The sequence below is a fragment of the Marinobacter sp. C7 genome (assembly GCF_022343555.1).
Lineage (GTDB): Bacteria > Pseudomonadota > Gammaproteobacteria > Pseudomonadales > Oleiphilaceae > Marinobacter.
Genome location: NZ_JAKQZH010000001.1, coordinates 1,977,097 through 1,996,382 on the forward strand (window position 1 = coordinate 1,977,097; position 19,286 = coordinate 1,996,382).

18 protein-coding genes and 1 tRNA gene are annotated in these 19,286 nt (G+C 58.8%); 10 read left to right on the forward strand and 9 right to left on the reverse strand.

Annotated elements, in window-relative coordinates:
- Positions 1-47: 47 nt before the first annotated feature.
- From MD273_RS09110 to MD273_RS09120, 3 genes are read right to left on the reverse strand one after another with little or no spacing between them, the layout of a single operon-like run.
- Positions 48-482: a PaaI family thioesterase gene (locus MD273_RS09110; RefSeq protein ID WP_239037421.1), complete on the reverse strand. Its 435-nt coding sequence runs from the start codon at positions 480-482 to the stop codon at positions 48-50.
- Positions 479-949 (reverse strand): PaaI family thioesterase, encoded by a 471-nt coding sequence (locus MD273_RS09115; protein ID WP_239037422.1) that lies wholly within the window; start codon positions 947-949, stop codon positions 479-481. Before MD273_RS09115 ends, MD273_RS09110 begins: the two co-directional genes overlap by 4 nt.
- Before the next feature lie 18 nt (positions 950-967).
- On the reverse strand, positions 968-1,705 hold the full coding sequence (locus tag MD273_RS09120) for a DUF599 domain-containing protein (protein ID WP_239037423.1): 738 nt from the start codon (positions 1,703-1,705) through the stop codon (positions 968-970).
- A 163-nt stretch (positions 1,706-1,868) separates the two neighbouring features.
- Between MD273_RS09120 and MD273_RS09125 the strand changes: the two genes are divergently transcribed.
- The 4 genes from MD273_RS09125 (at position 1,869) to MD273_RS09140 (ending at position 5,973) form a co-directional block, all read left to right on the forward strand.
- Positions 1,869-3,143, forward strand: coding sequence for a M48 family metalloprotease (locus tag MD273_RS09125; protein WP_239037424.1), 1,275 nt, complete (start codon positions 1,869-1,871; stop codon positions 3,141-3,143).
- Between the two features lie 163 nt (positions 3,144-3,306).
- Positions 3,307-3,852: a hypothetical protein gene (locus tag MD273_RS09130; RefSeq protein ID WP_239037425.1), complete on the forward strand. Its 546-nt coding sequence runs from the start codon at positions 3,307-3,309 to the stop codon at positions 3,850-3,852.
- Complete coding sequence (locus MD273_RS09135; protein WP_239037426.1) at positions 3,853-5,040, forward strand: iron-containing alcohol dehydrogenase; 1,188 nt, start codon at positions 3,853-3,855, stop codon at positions 5,038-5,040.
- A 174-nt stretch (positions 5,041-5,214) separates the two neighbouring features.
- Positions 5,215-5,973 (forward strand): substrate-binding periplasmic protein, encoded by a 759-nt coding sequence (locus MD273_RS09140; RefSeq protein WP_239037427.1) that lies wholly within the window; start codon positions 5,215-5,217, stop codon positions 5,971-5,973.
- Positions 5,974-5,979: 6 nt separating this feature from the next.
- Here the strand turns inward: MD273_RS09140 and MD273_RS09145 are convergent, their stop codons facing one another.
- Together MD273_RS09145 and MD273_RS09150 are read right to left on the reverse strand one after the other, a co-directional pair.
- Positions 5,980-8,466 carry an ABC transporter permease gene (locus MD273_RS09145; RefSeq protein WP_239037428.1) on the reverse strand — a complete coding sequence of 829 codons (2,487 nt, stop codon included), beginning with the start codon at positions 8,464-8,466 and terminating at the stop codon, positions 5,980-5,982.
- Positions 8,466-9,185, reverse strand: coding sequence for an ABC transporter ATP-binding protein (locus MD273_RS09150; RefSeq protein ID WP_239037636.1), 720 nt, complete (start codon positions 9,183-9,185; stop codon positions 8,466-8,468). The genes MD273_RS09145 and MD273_RS09150 overlap by 1 nt, the downstream gene beginning before the upstream one ends.
- A 63-nt stretch (positions 9,186-9,248) precedes the next feature.
- On the opposite strand from MD273_RS09150, the gene MD273_RS09155 reads away from it, so the two are divergent.
- Complete coding sequence (locus tag MD273_RS09155) at positions 9,249-9,905, forward strand: arylesterase (RefSeq protein ID WP_239037429.1); 657 nt, start codon at positions 9,249-9,251, stop codon at positions 9,903-9,905.
- A gap of 14 nt (positions 9,906-9,919) precedes the next feature.
- On the opposite strand, the gene MD273_RS09160 is transcribed toward MD273_RS09155, so the two are convergent.
- Positions 9,920-10,789 (reverse strand): YheT family hydrolase, encoded by an 870-nt coding sequence (locus MD273_RS09160; protein WP_239037430.1) that lies wholly within the window; start codon positions 10,787-10,789, stop codon positions 9,920-9,922.
- A 169-nt stretch (positions 10,790-10,958) separates the two neighbouring features.
- Between MD273_RS09160 and MD273_RS09165 the strand changes: the two genes are divergently transcribed.
- Positions 10,959-11,034: transfer RNA gene (locus tag MD273_RS09165), tRNA-Asn, on the forward strand.
- 51 nt (positions 11,035-11,085) lie between these two features.
- On the opposite strand, the gene MD273_RS09170 is transcribed toward MD273_RS09165, so the two are convergent.
- A complete protein-coding gene (locus MD273_RS09170) occupies positions 11,086-12,375 on the reverse strand; it encodes a M18 family aminopeptidase (RefSeq protein ID WP_239037431.1) in 1,290 nt (429 codons plus the stop codon).
- Positions 12,376-12,491: 116 nt separating this feature from the next.
- Here MD273_RS09170 and MD273_RS09175 point away from each other — a divergent pair, with 116 nt between their 5' ends.
- Positions 12,492-12,974 carry a hypothetical protein gene (locus MD273_RS09175; protein WP_239037432.1) on the forward strand — a complete coding sequence of 161 codons (483 nt, stop codon included), beginning with the start codon at positions 12,492-12,494 and terminating at the stop codon, positions 12,972-12,974.
- Between the two features lie 206 nt (positions 12,975-13,180).
- Positions 13,181-13,798, forward strand: a complete 618-nt coding sequence (locus MD273_RS09180) for an outer membrane beta-barrel protein (RefSeq protein WP_239037433.1) — start codon at positions 13,181-13,183, stop codon at positions 13,796-13,798.
- A gap of 13 nt (positions 13,799-13,811) precedes the next feature.
- Here MD273_RS09180 and rlmKL read toward each other — a convergent pair whose 3' ends face one another.
- Positions 13,812-15,986 carry a bifunctional 23S rRNA (guanine(2069)-N(7))-methyltransferase RlmK/23S rRNA (guanine(2445)-N(2))-methyltransferase RlmL gene (gene rlmKL, locus MD273_RS09185; RefSeq protein WP_239037434.1) on the reverse strand — a complete coding sequence of 725 codons (2,175 nt, stop codon included), beginning with the start codon at positions 15,984-15,986 and terminating at the stop codon, positions 13,812-13,814.
- A gap of 320 nt (positions 15,987-16,306) precedes the next feature.
- On the opposite strand from rlmKL, the gene rmf reads away from it, so the two are divergent.
- Entirely contained in the window at positions 16,307-16,519 is a 213-nt protein-coding gene (gene rmf, locus MD273_RS09190) for a ribosome modulation factor (RefSeq protein WP_239037435.1), read from the forward strand.
- Between the two features lie 161 nt (positions 16,520-16,680).
- On the opposite strand, the gene MD273_RS09195 is transcribed toward rmf, so the two are convergent.
- A complete protein-coding gene (locus MD273_RS09195; protein WP_239037436.1) occupies positions 16,681-17,709 on the reverse strand; it encodes a quinone-dependent dihydroorotate dehydrogenase in 1,029 nt (342 codons plus the stop codon).
- A gap of 408 nt (positions 17,710-18,117) precedes the next feature.
- Here MD273_RS09195 and MD273_RS09200 point away from each other — a divergent pair, with 408 nt between their 5' ends.
- On the forward strand, positions 18,118-19,278 hold the full coding sequence (locus MD273_RS09200; protein ID WP_239037437.1) for a cation diffusion facilitator family transporter: 1,161 nt from the start codon (positions 18,118-18,120) through the stop codon (positions 19,276-19,278).
- Positions 19,279-19,286: the final 8 nt, after the last annotated feature.

Consider the following 19,286-nt stretch of genomic DNA (forward strand, 5'->3'; position numbering starts at 1 on the left):
ATGGGGACACACCGGGGCATTTCAAGCCCCGGATTGCTCGGGAGGGATCAGTCTTCGAGGAGGAAATGCGCCCGGGCGGTGGCAATGGGCTGTGAACGGGATTTCTGCCAGGCGGTGACCATTACGTTGGCTACCCGATTTCCCTGGCGGGTCAGCCGACATTCCGCGTAGGTCTCGCGGTTCAGGCCGGCACGCAGGTAGTCCAGGGAAAAATCCACAATGCGGGGCATACTGAGGGACTCCCGGGACATGATCAGATAGATGTTCGCTGACATCTCCATGAAACCACCAATCACGCCGCCATGGATGGCCGGCAGGATCGGATTGCCCAGATTGCTCTCTTTTTTCGGCAGACGAAAGATGAGGTCGTCCCCGAATTGCTCGCACTGCAGCCCAATCCAGGTCGCATAGGGAATACTCTCCAGCATTCGGGAGAAATCCCCGGATTCCTGGGTGTAACGGAGAATTTCCGGATCAGTCATTGGCTACCTCCCGCGATCAGGTCCCGGTAGTGCTTGGGACTGGCCTCTTTTCCTATCCGCATGAACGTGGCCACACAATTGGCGATGGTCTCGCCGCCATCCTGGTAAGCCTCGCAACGGGTAAAAATGATGTTTTTGGTCATACGGTAGGTTTCTGCGCGGGCGTATACCGGTTTGTGGGGATGGGCCGGGCGCATGTAGTCCACCCGCAGGTCGAGGGTCGGGCACAGTTCGAAGTCGTCGAGAGCACAGAGGATAACGCAGCCGGACGTGGTGTCCATCAAAGTGGTTATCGCGCCACCATGAATCACACCGGTATCCGGATTGCCGATAATCCGGTCGCTGTATGGCAGGCACAGGGTGAGCGTGCCGTCACCGGCATCGGTAACCGACAGGCCCAGCTCGCGGGCCTGGTTCAGGGTTTCGATAAACCGGGTAACCCGGTCTATTCGGGTTTGATTATCCATGCAGGAGAATCCTGTTGATCAGTTGGTTTTGGTCTTTTGCTCGGCTTTCGCCGCTGCCGTTTCCTCAAACACTTTGCCGGAGCGCAGCGCCTCCAGCGCATCGGAGCAGAATTCCCGGCGGTAGAGAACAATGACCACAACGGTAGAGGCCGCGATGAATGCGATGGGGTGGAAGAACCAGGCAACCACTGCCATCGCGTAGTAGAAGGACCTCAGCCCCAGGTTGAAGGCATCCCCGGCCATGTTACAGATATTACCGGCACTGCGGGCAAAGGCTTCCCGGGCCGCCGGGCTGGTTTTGGTATCTTCGGCCAGGGGTGCACTGCCCACCATCACCGCGACGAAGTTGTACATCCGCATGGACCAGGTGAACTTGAAGAACGCGTATACAAACACCACCAGCAGTACGACCAACCGCAATTCCCATACCTCCCGGGTCGGCACCGCGCTGAAGGGCATGGCAGCAAAGACCTCCATGGCCTCGCTGGTGTAGCCCAGGGCCGTGATGATACCGGCCAGGATCAGCAGGCAGCTGGAGGCAAAAAAAGCACCGTTGCGCTCCAGATTACCAACCACCGAGGTGTCGGACATGCGATTGCCACGGCGCAGCATCACCCGCATCCAGTCTTCCCGGTACAGATCCAGCGTGTTCGACAGGCAAGGTCTGTCTGTCGCCCTCCGCTTTGAATACTGGGTGTAACCAACCCAGCAAATGAAGAACCAGAGCAGCGAGGCAAGCTCGAGCAAATTACTCATGAAAGGCCTTAGTCAGGAATTAAAAAACCGGGAAAGGAATCACCCATCTATAATACGCCAAGACACGCCAGCCCTCCAGAAATCGGGCATGTTCAGGTCTGGCCAACCGTGCAATCATGTAGAAAGCCAATCTAATCCAGGCACCCAGGTACAGGAGGTAACCGTGCATCTTTCCAGATCCAGATTCGGGCTCTTGTTTCTTGCCCTAGCATTTGTCACGGGCTGCGCCGTCAATCCCGTTACCGGCGAGAAACAGCTTTCCTTGATTCCCGAGAGCCAGGAGTTGGCCATCGGGGCGGAGCAGTACATCCCGACCCAACAAACCCAGGGAGGTCGATTCTATGTCGATCCCGAGCTGAACCTCTATGTGCGTGAGGTGGGCCAGAAACTGGCGCGGGTAAGTGATCGCCCCGACCTGCCCTACGAATTCGTGGTATTGAACAGCAGCGCCCCCAACGCCTGGGCCCTGCCCGGCGGCAAGATTGCCATCAATCGCGGACTGCTCACCAAACTGGATGACGAAGCCCAGCTGGCTTCGGTTCTTGGCCACGAAATCGTTCACGCGGCAGCCCGCCACAGCGTGCAGCGAATGCAGCAGGCCCAGTTGATCAGTCTGGGCGTTGCCGGACTGGGTTTTGCAGTCTCCGACAACGAGTGGGCCGGGCTGATCATGGGCGGGGCGGCGCTCGGCGCGCAGCTTGCGCTTGCCCAGTACAGCCAGGGAGATGAGCTGGAGTCGGACCATTACGGCATAAACTATATGAAGGAGGCTGGCTACGATCCCCAGGCTGCGGTGGAATTGCAGGAGCTTTTCCTGGAAATGAGTGAAGGCCGGAACCAAGGGTTCGTCCAGGGACTATTCGCCACTCACCCGCCTTCTGCCAAACGCGTGGCGGAGAACCGAGAACTCGTCAACAAGATTGGGGCCGGCGGTTATCGTGGCGCCGATGTCTACCAGCGCAAGCTGGCAACACTCAGAGAGCTGCAACCGGCCTATGACGCCCACGACAAGGCCCTGGAGCTGGCCAGGGAAAAGGATTATGACGCCGCACTTGCCAAGGTCAACGAGGCCATCCGCATCCTGCCACGGGAAGCCATGTTCTATTCCCTCAGGGGCCGAATCTACCAGCAGCAAAAGAAACTGGAGCAGGCAGAAGCAGACTTTGACAAGGCCGTCTCGCTGTACCCGGAAATGTTCGAGTACCAGCTTCGCAGTGGCCTGAACGCTCTGGCCCTGAACAAGGTCGACAAAGCAAGGACCCGTCTGACCAAAGCCAATGACGTGGTGCCCACATCCATCGGCTACCTCCGCATGGGGGATGTCGCCGTCAAGCAGAACCGCCGTGACGAAGCCGTCGCCTATTACAGCCAGGCCGCCAAGGCCGGCGGTGATGTGGGTCAGGAGGCCCAGAGAAAACTGGCCGCACTCACTCAGTAAAGAGCCGGGATCGAAAAGCCGGGACTGCGCAAGCGGCCCGGCTTTTTTTGTGCCATCGCCCGATGACCCCAGCGACGCACAATCTTCGTCACTGCCTGCATTGACTTTTAGAGCATTAACTCTAAAAATCACTGTTACCGACAACTAACAATGGACGACGGCCATGTTGCTCAAACGTATCCAGCCGATGGTGTTCCAGGCCCGGCGCCTCTACGTGGACATTATGTTCCAGGTCATGGGGCGCGCCTTGCAGGCGGTCAGTGAAGTGGACGAGACCGTGCAGAACGAGGCCCGCGCACTTCCACAGGGACTCCTGTTCGAAATGATGGTCATGCCCGAGGGCCCGCGCCTGATCGTGGAGCACATCGGAGACGGCTATTTCCACTACCACGGGGACTCCGCTCCCCGTCCGGTGGACCTGTCCATCCAGTTCAAGCACATCGCCCATGCCTTCCTGGTACTGTCCTTCCAGGAAAAGACATCGGAAGCGTTTGCCAATGACCGCATGCTGGTGGACGGCGACGTGAGCTACGCAGTACGCATGACCCGGGTACTGAACCGGCTCGAAACCTTCATCCTGCCGAAACTCATTGCCGAGCGCGCAGTGAAGGAATATCCCGCCAGCCTGCATCTACCGGAAAAGCTGATCAGTGCCGCCAGGATTTACCTGAAGGTTGCCACCAATTTTGTCGAGACAGCGAGACCCTAAATGAGCCATAAATATTACGAGTTCTTCTGCCCGGTCAAAGTCATTGCCGGCAAGGCTGCCCTTGAGCACATTCCCTATGAACTGACCGGCCTGGCAGCAAAACGGCCCATGATCGTCACCGACAAGGGCGTCCGCGCCGCAGGCCTGCTTGATCCGGTAATTGCCGCGTGCGAAGAAAGTGGTCTGGAGATCGTCAGCATCTACGATGACGTGCCCCCCGACTCATCCACGTCGGTCGTCCGGGATATCGCCGGGATCTACCGGCAGGAGAAATGCGATGCCATCATTGCGGTGGGCGGCGGATCGGCCATCGATACCGGCAAGGCGGTGAACATCCTGGTGTCTGAAGGAGGCGATGATATCGCGAGGTACAGCGGGGCGGGTATCCTGAAGCACCCCCTCAAGCCGTTCTTTGTGGTACCGACCACCGCTGGCACCGGCTCCGAGGTTACGGCCGTGGCCGTCATCACCGACGAAAAAAAGGGCGTGAAACTCCCTTTCACCTCGTCGTTCCTGCTGCCCAATGCCGCCATCATCGACCCGCGGATGACCCTGACATTGCCGCCTCACATCACAGCAGCAACCGCCATGGACGCGATGACCCACGCTACCGAGGCGTTCACCTGCATGGCGAAGAATCCACTGAGCGATGCCTACGCCACGGCCGCCATCAAAAAGATCAGTCAGTCGCTGCTGAACGTCATGGACAACCCGAAGGATACCGAGGGGCGACTCGAGCTGGCTCAGGCCTCCACCATGGCCGGCATTGCCTTCTCCAACTCCATGGTTGGCCTGGTCCATTCGCTCGGGCATGCCACAGGCGCGATCTGCCACCTGCCTCATGGCCTTTGCATGAGCCTGTATCTGCCTTACGTGCTGGAGTACAATCTGGAATCGATCCGTGAGCCGCTCGGTGAGCTGCTGTTATATCTTGAGGGGCCGGAAGTCTACTCGGCGACACCGGCCTCCCGTCGGGCCGAAGCCACGATTTCCGCCATCCGTAAGCTGCGGGATCAGCTCTACAAGCGCTGCCAGTTGCCCCGTACCCTGAAGGAGACCGGCAAGGTGCTTGAAAACCAGCTGGATCACATTGCCGAGATGGCTCTGGATGATGGTTCGATCATGTTCAACCCGAAGGAAGTCACCCTGGAGGATGCGCGAGCCGTATTGCGCCGGGCCTGGGCTTGAATACCATGATCAACGGGCCTGCGGGCCCGTTTGATTCACGGCAAAAGAAAGAATCAGAATAATTGAAATCCGCCGGCAATGCAGTAACAATTGCACGGCAGGCTGGCAGGGAGGTAGCCGGATTACCCTGATTAACGTTCATGACGCCATCAGAGTCCAAAAATGAAACAGCGAATGCCCTCCCTCCCCGTTCTGACCGCCTTTTTGCTGCTATCAGTGGCTGTACTCCTGCCCGCGGTGTCCAGCGCGGCTCCCGAGAACCGGACGTTGCGTTTTAACGTTTCGCCGAACGGCTACCCCCCCTACCTGATCGTCGAGAACCGGAAACAATCGGGCATCATATGGGATGTCATGGCCCTGATTACCAAGCGTCTCGGCTACGATCTGGTCGCCGAGAAGATTCCTCGTAAACGGGTAGATGAAATGCTGCTTGAAGGTTATCTCGATGCCACTCCCCGTGCCAGGGAGTGGACTGATGAGCCGGAAAAGTTTCTGTTCACCGAGCCTGTGGTGGCAGTCGAGGAAGTAATCTTTATCCCGAAGGATTCCGAGCTGACTTATCGAACCCCGCAAGATCTGTTCTCACGAACCGTCGTCACCCACCTGGGTTACAACTACCCAGCGCTGGAGCCGCACTTCGAAGCCGGTACTATTAGCCGTTTCGATGTGGCCAGAGATCTGGACATGTTCATGTATGTGCTTCATGGAAAGCGCTTTGATGCCGCCGTCGCCGACCGACTGGTGGGCAATTGGCTACTGAGGAACGAGGGCCTTCAGGATCAATTTCGCTCATCTGAACAGAACATCAGTAACGTCGGGCTCCGGATCATGTTGCCCAGCGGCTGGGAGGATTTTGTCGGTGACTTCAATCGAGAGCTGAGCAGAATTCGCGAGAACGGCGAGCTGGATGCCATTCTCGCGAACTACCGCTGACTGTCTTCACTCCAGCCTGCGCAGCAGCAACATCGGCGAAACACTGAGCACCGGACGCAGCTGCCAACGCCCGAACAGGGAGAGCACGATGGCACTGATCACGGGAATCGGAACAATCACCTGCCAGTGCCAGCTGAAGCTCCCCTCGAACATCCGGAACTGCAGGGCGTAAACGGCAGCCTCAGCGGCAACCACCCCCAGAAAGCCGGCAAAGCCCCCTAAAACCGCAAACTCCAGCATGGTGCTGCGCACCAGCAGGGTCTGACGGCCACCCAGCGTCCGTAGCAATGCCCCCTCACGCTGACGATCCCGCAGGGTGGCGCTGACCACAGCGGCCATCACGACCAGCGCCGCCGCCAGAATCAGGGCCAGGATGGCCTCGATGGCCCGCGTCACCTGCTGTACGATTTCCTGTATCCGACCGATAATATGGTCGATCTCCAGCACGGACACAGTCGGAAACTGGCGTGAGAACGCATTCAGTGCTGTCTTCTTCTGCGGTGGCAGATAGAAGCTCGTGATCCAGGTCGCCGGCAACCCCTCGAGGGCCCCTCCCGGCGGGAAGGCCATGTAGAAGTTCGGCTTCATGCTGTCCCATTGGACAGTACGAATACTGGTGACCGGCTCAGTGATCTTTTCCGACCCAATGGTAAAGGTCAGCCGGTCGCCCAGCTTCAGGCCGAGTCGCTCGGCCAGTTCCGCTTCAACCGACACACCGGTCTGTACACTATCGGCGAACCACTGACCGTCGATTATCTCGTTGTCCTCTGGTAGTGATGCCATCCAGGTGAGGTTGAGCTCCCGGTTCAGCGCGCCGATCCGCTCGTCCTTGCTCACTGCTTCCTTGACCGGCTCCCCGTTCAGCTCGGTGAGCCGGCCCCGGACCATGGGATACAGCTCTTCCAACGGCTGCCCCTGCTGCTCCCAGAACCCGGCCACCTCATCGACGGTGTCCGGTGCGATATTGATCAGAAAATGGTTCGGCGCATCTTCCGGTAGTTGAGCCTGCCAGTCGTTCAACAGCGAGGTCCGCACCAGCACCAGTGTGGCCGCCAGCATCAGGGTCATCGCGAATACGGCGATCTGGGACAGACTCGCGTTGCGGTGCCGATAGAGCCCAACCAACGCCAGTCGCCAGGCATTACCTCCACCACGGATGCGACGCAGGGCCGTTACCAGGCCCCAGCCGAGCAGCGCGAGCGAAGCGAGCAACAACGCCAGGCCTCCGAGCAGCGATAACACCAGGGCCAGCTCGCCGGCATAGAGCCAGACCAGGCCGAAGATGGCAACGATGGCCACCAGCATGTCCGGCCATGCTTCCCGGCCGCTCTCACCGGGCTGGCTGCGCAGGACCCGCATGGCCGGTACATTGCGAAGGCGCCGAATGGGTGGATAGGCAAACGCAAACAGCGAAACCAGGGCAGTCAGCAGCGCGGGCATGAGCGCCGCCGGGTCCAGATGGATATCCACCGGGCGTTCCAGCACATCGCTGAGCATGGAGGCCAGTAACCAGAATAGCGGGATAGCTACCAGCAGGCCGCCCACCATGCCGGTGATTCCCCAAAGAACCAGACGTCTCAGGTAGAGACGACCGATGCCGGCGCCGTTGAGACCCAGCGTTTTCAACAGCGCCACCGTGTCCCGCTGGGACAAGGCATATTGCCTGCTGGCAACGGCCACCGCCACGGCTGCGAGCAACACGGCCAGGCTGCCACCCAGCAGGAGGAAACGTTCGGCCCGCTCCAGGGATCGGGAGAAGGTTTCGCCGTCACGCACACCTTCCCATTCATGACTGGGCTCCAGGCGGGGCTGTAACCACTGATAGTAACTTTCCAGTGACGATTCCTCGCCGGCAAACAGGTACACGTACTCGACCCGACTGCCCTCCTGTATCACGCCGGTGGATTCAACATCGCTCTGATGCATCATCACCCGCGGCGCAAGGGCTGACAGCCGGAAACCTCCGTCCGGCTCCCGGATCAACAGGCCGGACACAGTCAGCTCACGGTTACCCACCTCCAGCGCATCGCCGATCTCAAGCTCCAGTAATCGCAACAGTCGCGGATTGATCCAGACTTCGCCGGGCTTTGGCCCCGTCTGGACCAGTTCCCGGGGACTGTCCGGTCCGGATTGGACTTCTATCTCGCCCCGGAGCGGGTATTCGTTGCTGACCGCTTTCACCGAAACCAGCTGAAAACCGCCGCCCCCGAACACCATGGTGGAAAACTCCACCATCTGCCCCGTTTCAAGGTTTCGGGCATCCGCCTCCTGCAACCACGTATCCGGGATCGGCCGGCCGTTTTCGGCTTCCAGTTGCCGGTCTGCCGCAAGGAAGGAGCTGGCGGAGGTAACCAGGGTTCGCTGCAACTGGCTGGCAAACAGGGCAATCGTGGCCACGGTGGCTACGGCAATCACCAGGGCCGCCAGTACTACCCGTACATCCCGTTCCCGCCAGTCGCGCCGAACGGACATGAGTTTCTGTTCAGCGGCCATCAGGACACCGGCTCCCCGAGCGCTTCGGGCTCGGTCAGTTGTCCCGCTTCAATATGGAACTGCCGCGAGCACCGGGCTGCCAGATGCTCGTCGTGTGTCACCATCACCAGGGTGGTACCCTGCTCCCGGTTCAGGGCCATCAACAGATCCGAGACCGCCTGGCCGGTTCGGTTATCAAGGTTGCCGGTGGGTTCGTCCGCAAACAGCACCACGGGGTCGGACGCAAAAGCGCGGGCAATCGCCACCCGTTGCTGCTCTCCACCCGACAGTTGACGCGGCGTGTGGGTCAGACGTTCGCCGAGACCAACCCGCTCCAGCAATTCCCGGGCACGCTTCTCGGGCTCTTCAAACCCGGCCAGCTCCAGCGGCAACATGACATTCTCGAGGGCCGTCAGTGCGGGCAGTAGCTGGAATGACTGGAACACAAAGCCAACTCGGCTGGCCCGGAGCCTGGCACGTTCGTCCTCGCCGAGTTGGCTGATGGTTGCTCCATCAAGTTCCACCGACCCCTCCGTCGGGGTGTCCAGCCCGGCAAGCAAACCCAGCAGGGTGGTCTTACCGGAACCGGACCGGCCAACGATCGCTACTGATTCTCCACGATTGATTTCCAGGTTGACCCCTTGCAAGATCGTCAACGTATCGGTTTCCAGGCGGACCCGATGGGTCAGATCCTGCGCTCGTAACATCGGTGGCTGGTTTTCGGCCGTCGGGTTGGTCATCTGATTCACGGGTGCTCCCGGCTCAATGGTTTAATACGTTTAATCAAGGTAATCGAATTTTCTATGGATACGCTATTGCTGCACGCCAGATCAATCCTTCTGGTGCTGTTCACTACCCTGGCAGCTCCGACACTGGCCAGCCAGAATACCATCCTGATCATGGGGGACAGCCTCAGTGCCGCTTACGGCGTGCGTTCGGAAGCCGGTTGGGTGCAACTGCTGCGCCAACGCCTGGAGCGCAACGGCCTGAGCCATTGGGAGGTCATCAATGCCAGCATCAGTGGCGAAACCGCGGACGGAGGCGCCCGGCGGCTGCCCGAACTGATTGAGAAGCACGGCCCTGACGTCGTTATCATCGAACTCGGCGGCAATGACGGGCTTCGCGGCTTCCCGCCAAACGTAATCGAGTCCAATCTGGCGACCATGATCGAAGCGACCCAGAACTCCGGGGCGCAGGCCCTGCTCGTGGGTATGCAGATGCCGCCAAACTATGGCCCCCGGTACACCCGGATGTTTGCAGAGCTGTATCCGACTCTTTCAGACCGCTACAACACCGAACTGGTTCCTTTCTTTCTGGACGGAATCTATAACCACGACAACATGATGCAGGCGGACGGCATTCATCCCACGGAACAGGCGCAACCGAAGCTTCTGGACAAAGTCTGGCCAATACTCGAGCCAATGCTGCAAGAAGAGCGTACAGCCTCTAACGGTTCATGACGGGGGCCTGCGGCTCAGGACAGATGACTGAGGAAGCCCAGCGCCCGGCGTTCGGACCAGTAGAAACCGTCACGGGCATGCTCGACAAAACCGACATGGCCGCCCCATCGGGGTGATTCCAGACGCACATGGGAACCCAGAAGCTTCCGCGACTCCGGAAAACACCTGGCAGACAGGAACGGGTCGTCGGAGGCATTGATCATCAGCGCCGGAACCCGGATGTCGCGCAGACGCGACAAGGCTGAGCACTGGGCCCAGTAATCCTCAGCGTCCCGGAACCCGTGTAGCGGTGCCGTGTAGCGGTCATCGAATTCCCGGAAATTCCGGATCAACTCAAAGCCTTTAGTATCAATAAGATCCGGGAATCTTCTCGACTTTTCCTGCATTTTCACGTGCAGGTCTTTCAAAAACCTCTGCATATAGATCCGTCGACTCGGAAGCGCAAGCACCTCGGCACTGCCGGCGAGATCGCATGGCACAGAATAGGTCACGGCACCACAAATGCGGCTGTCCACCCTCTCGCCCTGCTGCCCCAGGTAAAGCAGCGTCAGGTTGCCCCCCATGCTGAACCCTGACAGGAACAGGGATTTGTAATCGCCGGCGAGCACATGATTGACCACATGGGTCAGGTCCTCCGTGGCGCCGCTGTGATAAAACCGGGGCTGGAGATTCATCACCCCGCCGCACGAACGGTAGTTCCAGGCCAGCACGTCCCAGCCCTCCGCCAGCAATGCCCTGGCCAGACCGAGCACATAAGGACGTCGACTGTGTCCTTCGAGGCCGTGGGAGATAATGGCCAGGCGATCGCTGCCCTGCCGGTACCAGTCCAGCTGCAGTTCATCCTCATCCAGGGTGGGCAGAACCTCCCGACTCGGCTCCTGCATCGGCACCGACCGGAACAGGGTTGGCCAAACCGATTGCACGTGGCCATTTCGCAGCCATACCGGCGGCCGGTACCGTAACGTCTTGCTTCCGTACAATTTTTAACCTTTCAATTCAGGGGGTTGACGCCACAAACCAAAGCGCTTAATATGCGCGCCACTTCGACATTGTTCCCCGATAGCTCAGTTGGTAGAGCAACGGACTGTTAATCCGTTTGTCGCTGGTTCGAGCCCAGCTCGGGGAGCCACTTATTCCGAAAGGCCGCTGATTTCCGATCAGCGGCCTTTTCATTTCTATCCTAGAACACTTTTTCCCTCTGCATGAACTCCGCCAGTACGCGGAACAGCGTAAAGCCATCTTCAGCCCCGATCAGCTCACGGATCGAATGCATGCCGAACTGGGGCACACCGATGTCCAGGGTGGTCACCCCCAGGTTTCCTGCGGTCAATGGCCCGATGGTGCTGCCACAGCCCATGTCGCTGCGGACCACGAACGTCTGGTGCGGCAATCCGAGCTCATCGCTGATATGCCGATACAATGCTGCGGATCGACTGTTGGTCGCGTAACGCTGGTTGTGATTCACCTTGATCACCGGCCCCTGGTTCAGGAGCGGGCCGTGATTCTCGTCGTGTTTGTCGAGGAAGTTGGGATGAACACCGTGGGCGTTGTCGGCGGATATCATCATGGAATGAGCAATCGCCCTGGCCTTCCCGTCGCCGCACCAGCGGTCCAGGACTGCCGTCAGGAAAGGCCCCTGCGCCCCTTCGGCGGACATGCTGCCCACTTCCTCATGATCATTGCAGACCAGCAGGGCTGCCTCGTCGCCGGTGGCATGAATCAGGGATTGCAGGCCGATATAGCAGCTCAGCAGATTGTCCATGCGGGCAGAAGCAATGAACTCATTGCGCAGCCCCACAAATTCCGCGCGCTGGGCGTCGTAAAAACTCAGCTCGTAACCCAGAACCTTGCGGGCCTTGATGCCGGTCTCTGCCGCTACCTGTTGACTCAGCAGTTCGGCAAAGCTGGTGGTATCCTCCTCGGGCACCTGCATGAGCACGGGCGGAAGGTCGGTTTGGGCATTGATGGAGCGGTTGCTGTTGGCTTCCCGGTCCAGGTGGATTGCCAGGCTCGGAATGAACGCAACGGGCTTGCGGAAATCCACCAGGACATCCTGAACTTCGCCGGCTTCGTTCAGCAGGGTGACACGCCCGGCAAGGGACAGGTCCCGATCAAACCAGGGATTGAGCAACACGCCCCCGTAGACCTCGACGCCCAACTGGAAATACCCCTTCCGGCGCAGCTCCGGATTGGGTTTGACCTTCAGGCAAGGGCTGTCGGTGTGAGCCCCGACCATACGGATACCGCCAGTGGAGACATCATTCGTGCCGGTGCGGAAGGCCACGATGGAGGAGCCGTTGCGGATAACGTAATATCCACGGTTACGGTCGAGGGACCAGTCCTCGCGCTCGTCCAGCTGTTCGAACCCGGCGGCATCAAGCCGGCTCTTCATGGTTGAAACCGCGTGCCAGGGCGTTGGCGAGTCGTTAAGAAATTCAATCAAATCTTTGTTAAATTCAACGTGTTCCATGATGTCCCTGATTGACTGATAATTGCGTTCCAACAGTATGGCATGAAGCGATTTCAGCTCCTACAGGCCATAGTGACATTCCTTATATCCACGCATACGGCGGAGCGGAGACTGACTTGCCTCTACCCAGATTTCTCGATATCGAATACTGCCAGACCGACGATGTCCTGTTTCCGACAGCAATCGCCTGGTCCCTCGCTGACGGGCAGATGAAAACCGTAGTCATTGCCCCGGATGAGAGCTGGCTTCCTGACGACGGCGACCCGGGTGATACCGATATCCGCTACCTGATGGAACAGGGCGTGCCACTCATCGAGCTGGTCCGCGAGCTGCACGAAGACCTGCCCGACCAGACAGTGTATGTGGACGGCCTGGATCCGGACGAAGTTCTGGTGGACCTGATCTTCAGTGCCGTCGGCCACGAGCCGCCCTTCGAGATCGCGCCGATCAGTGAGCTGATCACCGGGCTGGACGTTGAAACTCTGGAAGATCGCCGCCATCAGCTGCTGATCGAGGAGGGGCTGGAGCCGCAGTTGCCGGAGAATGGCGTGTATGCATTGCTGCTGTTGGCGCGGGAAGAGGGTTACCTGGACGACTGAGGCTCGGCATGAAGATGGGGTCAGATGAAAGCGTTCATCTGACCCCGGAGCAACAGCCGGGGTCTGAAGAAAGCTTTCTTCAGACCCCAAGTCTAAACCCGCCCTCCCGAGACCAGACAGGGGAAGTGTGACACGGGTCGACGTAACAAACCGTTACACAAGGCAGAATCGGGCCAACCTTTCACCCGTCAGGACGCCCGATAACAATGACAAAGGTTGTACGTACTGCCCTTCAATCCCCCCTCGCTCCATTCTGCCTCTGCGCCTTGCTGCTCAGCCCCCAGGCAAACGCCCAGGAAACCACTCCAAGGGCAGACAAACACTACGTCGGCCTGCTGGCGACGGCCATCAACCACCGTACCATCGGGCCCGCCGCAGAGCGCGCCTGGGGCAGCGCCGCTACCCTGGTGGTCGGCGGCCACATCACCGATCTGTTCCACGCCGAATTGCGCGCCGGTGGCGGCTACAAGGATGCGAAGGTCCCGGACAGCGACTTCACCCTGGCGGTGGACTACTTCGCCAGCTGGTACATCGGGATGCACTACCCGCTCGGCGAATACGCCAACATCTACGGCCAGTTCGGTTTTTCCTACATCCACGGTGAGGCCACCCTGTCGAACCGGGACGCGGACCGTAATGTCTTCTATCGGAATTTCGGTGACGAATTCCCGGACAGCGGTTTCAGTACCAGCTGGTTGGCCGGCCTCGATTTCGAAGTCATCGAAGACACCTTCCTGGTGTTCGAGGGCGGCAAGCTGTTCGAGGACACCGGCAGTGAAGTGAACAGCTTCCAGTTCTCCGGAGGCGTCAGGTACGAATTCTGACCCCTCTCCTGCCTCAGATCTTGTGACGGATGTGCCAGCACCGGTGAATGCGAGGATTGCGCTGGAAATCCTTGTCCAGGGTATGGCGTGAGACTTCCTCGACGGCAAACTCCTCCTCGAGCCCTTCATCCAGCCGGAAGCGGCGGAAATTATTGGAAAAGATCAGCAAACCGTCAGACGTCAGCCGCGCCATAGCCTGGCGCACCAGAGTCGCGTGATCCCGCTGGATATCCAGCACTCCTGCCATCCGGGCGGAATTGGAAAATGTCGGCGGATCCATGAAGATCAGGTCGAAACGCTGATCTGGCGTCGGCTTTGCCGCCAGCCAGGCGAGGCAGTCTGCCTGCTCCACCAGGTGCTTTTCAGGATTGGCGTGGTTCAGTTCCAGGTTTTCCCGGGCCCAGTTTACGTAGGTTCTGGACATGTCCAGGCTCAGGGAGCGACTGGCACCCCCCACGACCGCATGCGCCGAAGCTGCGCCGGTGTAGCAGAACAGGTTCAGGAAGCGCATGCCCCGGGCATTCTGCTGGATCCAGTGCCGCACCGGACGATGGTCCAGGAACAGTCCGGTATCGAGATAGTCCTTCAGGTTCACCTTCAGCAGACAGCCGTGCTCATGAACGGTAAAGAACTCGCCACTGGCCGCCTGTTTCTCATACTGCTGGGTGCCGGTCTGGCGCTGGCGCTGCTTGCATACCAGTTCTGAGCGCTCAATTCCCAGCACGTCCGGAATCACCGACAGGGCTTCGGCCAGACGCTCCCGGGCCGCACGCTCGTCGACAGACTTGGGTGCGGCATATTCCTGCACGTGCACCCGCCCCTCGTAGATATCAATGGCCAGGGCATATTCCGGCATGTCTGCATCGTATAGCCGGTAACAGCCGATACCCTGCTTCCGGGCCCACTGACCGATGGTTTTCAGGTTCTTTTTCAAGCGGTTGCGCAGCATGGCCGCGCGTTCTTCATTGGCGATGCGCGGCCGGATTTCCCCGGGCACGTCCGGTTCCCGGGGCGTCATGGCATTATCCTCGGCCACCTCGAACAGCAGCAGTTGGGCCGGTAGCTTGCCATTAAAAAGCTTGTACTGCTTGAAACTGCGCAGCCCTACGGATTTGCCAAATTCCGGTGCGCCGGTAAAGACGCCAAGGCGCCAACCCGGTACGGCCTGTTTCACTGCCTCTCCGAGCGCCTGATAGAGCCCCGCCAGTTCCTTACGTTCGCTCAGTCGCTCGCCATAAGGAGGATTGGTCAGCACCAGGCCCCGTTCCGACCACTGCCCCTCCAGACTGAGCTCCTGCACAGACCGGGCTTCCACGTGCACCACGCCCTCCAGGCCGGCACGCTGAATGTTCCTCCAGGCTGTAGCGATAACCCGGGAATCCTGATCGAATCCGGCAAACCGGGGAATCCGGCCCTGCTTGCCCTCATGGGCGCGACGTTCGGCCTCCTGCCGGAGCGCGAGCCAGATTTCGGGCTGGTGACCCGGCCACTTCTCGAAACCGAAGCGTTCCTGGCGACGCCCGGGCGCGATGTCGAGTGCCATCATCGCGGCCTCGATCAGCAGCGTGCCGGAGCCACACATGGGGTCGACAAAATCACCGCCCTTTCCGGCAATTTCCGGCCAGCCGGACCGCATCAACAGCGCCGCCGCCAGATTCTCCTTCAGGGGCGCAATCCCCTTGTCGGTACGGTAGCCACGCATGTGCAGACTATGGCCGCTCAGGTCCACACCAATCGAAAGCCGGTTGCGATTGAGGCGGGCAGAGACAATCACGTCCGGATTCTTTGCATCCACCGCCGGCCGTGCCGCGCCCTTGGCGCGGAAAGCATCCACGATGCCATCCTTGACCCGCTGCGCCCCGAACTGGGTATTGCGGATTGCCTGGTTCTGGCCGAGAAAGGTCACCCGAAAGCTGCCCTTCTCCGGAATATGCTGCGCCCAGTCGACACCGAGCACGCCCTCGTACATGGCGTCCCCGTTCCCCGCATCCACCTCGGCGATATTGAGAATGACGCGGTTGGCCAGGCGCGACCAGAGGCAGGCCCGATAACCCGCTTCCAACTCTCCCTCAACCCACACGCCGGCTGGCGCGTTGCGAACCGTGTCCAGCCCGAACGTCCGGAGCTCGTCCCCCAGCAGGTACTCAACACCTTTCGGGCAGGTTACAAAAAAGACACATTTAGACAAGACGAACTCCTGGGTAAAAAAACAATCCGGGTAAGTTTCCGTTTTTCGCGGCAATTCCAAATCAACCACGCCATTTTTAGTTCATAAAAATATAAGAAAACGGTCACATAGATGAAATAATTAGTGTACACGTGCTCAAGGTTCGTTCTACCTTGTAACTGACGCGTCGTTCCGGGGGTCCGAAAAACCCCCGTTAACAGGATCCTGACTGCTCTGGTCAAAGCTGGCAATAGTGGGTTGTCCCGGAGGGAAACCCGGATCGCCATGGCCACTGCAGAAGTGTACACGCTTGTTCTGTTAATCCATCAGTGAGGAACGGCATGAAAAGACAGAAAAGAGACATGTACGCCCGTGCATACAAAAGGGGTTATCTAGCCGGAGTGTCCGGAAAACCGAAAGACAGCTGCCCGATTGAACAAACGGAAGTTCGCCAGGAATGGCTGAACGGGTGGCGCGAAGGTCGCACAGATAACTGGGAGGGCATGACCGGCGTCTCCGGTATCCACAAGCTTGCCAATGTCACATCAGCGTGACGGACATTCACCAGCAACCCCGAATCTTGATCTGATCTTTTTCTACACAATTTGATGCAGTACCCAGAGTAACCCAAACGGGGCCTCCCGCCCCGTACCATGCGAAGAAGCGCAACGGGGTTTATTCCCCGCACGGGCCCGCTAAGCGGGCCCATTTCTTTTCAGCCCCCTGACGTTTCCCGCCGAATGGCTTCGACCGCCTCTTTGATCAATGCCGGACCCCGGTAGATAAAGCCTGTGTATACCTGCACCAGTTTTGCGCCAGCCCGGACCTTCTCTGCGGCACTCTCGCCATCGGTAATGCCGCCCACGCCGATAATGGGTAACCGGTCACCAAGCTCTGCATACAGCCCCTGGATAACCCTCAGAGATGCCTCACGGACCGGGGCTCCACTGAGGCCACCTGCCTCTTCCGCGTGGCGATGGCCAGCCACCGCATCGCGACTGATGGTGGTGTTGGTGGCAATGACCCCATCCAGACCGGTGTTCAGCAGAGCATCGGCAACAAACCGGATACCGGTGTCATCCATATCCGGCGCGATCTTTACCGCAATCGGCACGTATTTTCCGGTCTCCTGTTCGCAACGGCGCTGCTCGTCCTTGATAGCCTCCAACAGACCTTTCAGGGAATCGCCGAACTGCAGGTCCCTGAGCCCCGGGGTATTGGGAGAAGACACGTTCACCGTGATGTAATCAGCCCGGGAATATACCGCCGCAATTCCCTTACGATAATCGGACTCGGACTCCTCGTTCGGGGTATCCTTGTTCTTCCCGACATTGATTCCGAGGATTCCCCGGTAATGCCGGTGATCCACCCGGTCAATCAAATGCTCCAGGCCCTCATTGTTGAAGCCCATCCGATTAATGATCGCCTGGTGTTCCGGCAACCGGAACATCCGGGGCTTCGGGTTGCCCGGTTGCGCCCTCGGCGTGACCGTACCAACCTCGATAAACCCGAAACCCAACGCGCCCAGAGCATCCAGATGGTCTGCATTCTTATCGAGGCCCGCCGCCAGCCCCACCGGATTGGGGAAATCCAACCCCATAACATTGACGGGCAATGCATCTATTTTTGGCGAAAAAGCACTCAACAATCCCAGTTTCTGGGCGACATCAAGACTGCCAAGCGCCATATTGTGAGCTTGTTCGGGCGGAAAACGAAATAACAGGTTGCGGATAACGCCGTACATCAGATAACTCCCTGAATGTCAGTGGGCGGGAGTATACCGGAAGTTTTCCACAGCATCCCGTCCGCTGGCCGAATCACCTCTAACTGCTTGTCTTTGTAACACCTCGTGAGCTTTTCCACGGAATCTGTGGATAACCCTGTTGAAAATCGAGGGGCAAACTTTCAGACCCCTTGATAACTGCGCCAGTCTACAGATTGATCATTTTTTAACCAGTTTATTTTCTTATATTTTTCATATAGTTATGAATCCCAAGACATCTATGACTACATATGATCGAGATTCTTTACACCGTCACTGAAATGCAACCATGTGCATAAATCCCACGTTGGCGGCGGTCAGGTATGTTTCCCCAAAAAACGATATAAACGCTATACTTTCTGACTGATTCACCCGCCGGAGTTGTTCCGAATGCAAGAGACCGTTTCCACAGCCTCCCCGGCCCAGGAGGCACTGAACAGGGAAATGAAGGCAGCCTCGCGGGTCACCATAATCGGAATGATTCTTGATGCGGTTCTGGGTTTCATAAAAGTCATCGGCGGTGCACTTTTCAACTCACAGGCCCTGCTTGTCGACGGCATTCATTCCTTTACGGACGTGGCCTCTGACCTGGTGGTACTCGGGGTCATGCGTATCTCACGGCAGGAGCCCGACGAGAACCATCCCTATGGCCACCAGCGAATTGAAACCTTCGGCACCCTCCTGCTCGGCAGCATCCTAATTGCCGTGGGCGCTGCCCTCGCGTGGGAAAACGTGCTTCGGCTCCTTGCGGGTGGGATCAGCGACGTGCCGGGCTGGCCGGTTCTGGTGGCAGCGGCACTTTCCGTTGCTGGCAAGGAGTGGATCTATCACTACACCCGCCACGTGGGCAAGGCGATCCGCTCGGACCTGATCATCGCCAACGCGTGGCACAGCCGCACCGATGCGTTCTCTTCGGTCGTGGTGCTGTTCTCCACCATTGGCGCCATGATGGGCTGGGAATGGCTCGACGTTCTGGCGGCGGTGGTCATTGCCCTGATCATCATCCACATCGGCTGGAAATTCACCTGGGACAGCGTCAAGGAACTGGTGGATACCGGTCTCTCCAGGGAAGACACAGAAACACTGAAAGCCATTGCCCGAGACACCGACGGCGTGCGCAATGTCCATGAGCTGCGAAGCCGCCGTATGGGCCACGACATCCTGCTGGACATTCACCTGGTGGTAAGACCGGATATCAGCGTCTCCGAGGGTCACCAGATTGGCATGCAGGTGGTTTCGGGCATGCGGGATGCCCTGGACAACATCCGCGACATCAATTTCCATATTGACGCGGAAAACGACGAAGAGCAGCTCCCCACATCCGAGCGACTGCCCTCGAGGCAGGAAATACGCCACACACTGGAAGACCGGATTGGCGAGTTGCCCGCCAACAGCCGGCTCCGACTCCATTATTTGAAGAACAAGGTGCATCTGGAACTGTTCTTCGACAACCCGGACAAATCCGGCGGCATCACCAATGACAAGGTTCGTGAGGCACTCGGGGATTTTCCCTGGTTCGGCAGCGTAAGAATCTGGCTGGGCGAGGCGTAACCGCGCCC

What these genes read in the sequence shown, in the direction of transcription:
- MD273_RS09170 (WP_239037431.1), bottom strand. Translation starts at nt 12,375, where the DNA reads ATGGAACACGTTGAATTTAACAAAGATTTGATTGAATTTCTTAACGAC.
- MD273_RS09110 (WP_239037421.1), bottom strand. Translation starts at nt 482, where the DNA reads ATGACTGATCCGGAAATTCTCCGTTACACCCAGGAATCCGGGGATTTC.
- rmf (WP_239037435.1), top strand. Translation starts at nt 16,307, where the DNA reads ATGAAAAGACAGAAAAGAGACATGTACGCCCGTGCATACAAAAGGGGT.
- MD273_RS09130 (WP_239037425.1), top strand. Translation starts at nt 3,307, where the DNA reads ATGTTGCTCAAACGTATCCAGCCGATGGTGTTCCAGGCCCGGCGCCTC.
- MD273_RS09115 (WP_239037422.1), bottom strand. Translation starts at nt 949, where the DNA reads ATGGATAATCAAACCCGAATAGACCGGGTTACCCGGTTTATCGAAACC.
- MD273_RS09160 (WP_239037430.1), bottom strand. Translation starts at nt 10,789, where the DNA reads ATGCAGGAGCCGAGTCGGGAGGTTCTGCCCACCCTGGATGAGGATGAA.
- MD273_RS09120 (WP_239037423.1), bottom strand. Translation starts at nt 1,705, where the DNA reads ATGAGTAATTTGCTCGAGCTTGCCTCGCTGCTCTGGTTCTTCATTTGC.
- MD273_RS09135 (WP_239037426.1), top strand. Translation starts at nt 3,853, where the DNA reads ATGAGCCATAAATATTACGAGTTCTTCTGCCCGGTCAAAGTCATTGCC.
- MD273_RS09150 (WP_239037636.1), bottom strand. Translation starts at nt 9,185, where the DNA reads ATGACCAACCCGACGGCCGAAAACCAGCCACCGATGTTACGAGCGCAG.
- MD273_RS09155 (WP_239037429.1), top strand. Translation starts at nt 9,249, where the DNA reads ATGGATACGCTATTGCTGCACGCCAGATCAATCCTTCTGGTGCTGTTC.
- MD273_RS09140 (WP_239037427.1), top strand. Translation starts at nt 5,215, where the DNA reads ATGCCCTCCCTCCCCGTTCTGACCGCCTTTTTGCTGCTATCAGTGGCT.
- MD273_RS09200 (WP_239037437.1), top strand. Translation starts at nt 18,118, where the DNA reads ATGCAAGAGACCGTTTCCACAGCCTCCCCGGCCCAGGAGGCACTGAAC.
- MD273_RS09195 (WP_239037436.1), bottom strand. Translation starts at nt 17,709, where the DNA reads ATGTACGGCGTTATCCGCAACCTGTTATTTCGTTTTCCGCCCGAACAA.
- MD273_RS09145 (WP_239037428.1), bottom strand. Translation starts at nt 8,466, where the DNA reads ATGGCCGCTGAACAGAAACTCATGTCCGTTCGGCGCGACTGGCGGGAA.
- MD273_RS09180 (WP_239037433.1), top strand. Translation starts at nt 13,181, where the DNA reads ATGACAAAGGTTGTACGTACTGCCCTTCAATCCCCCCTCGCTCCATTC.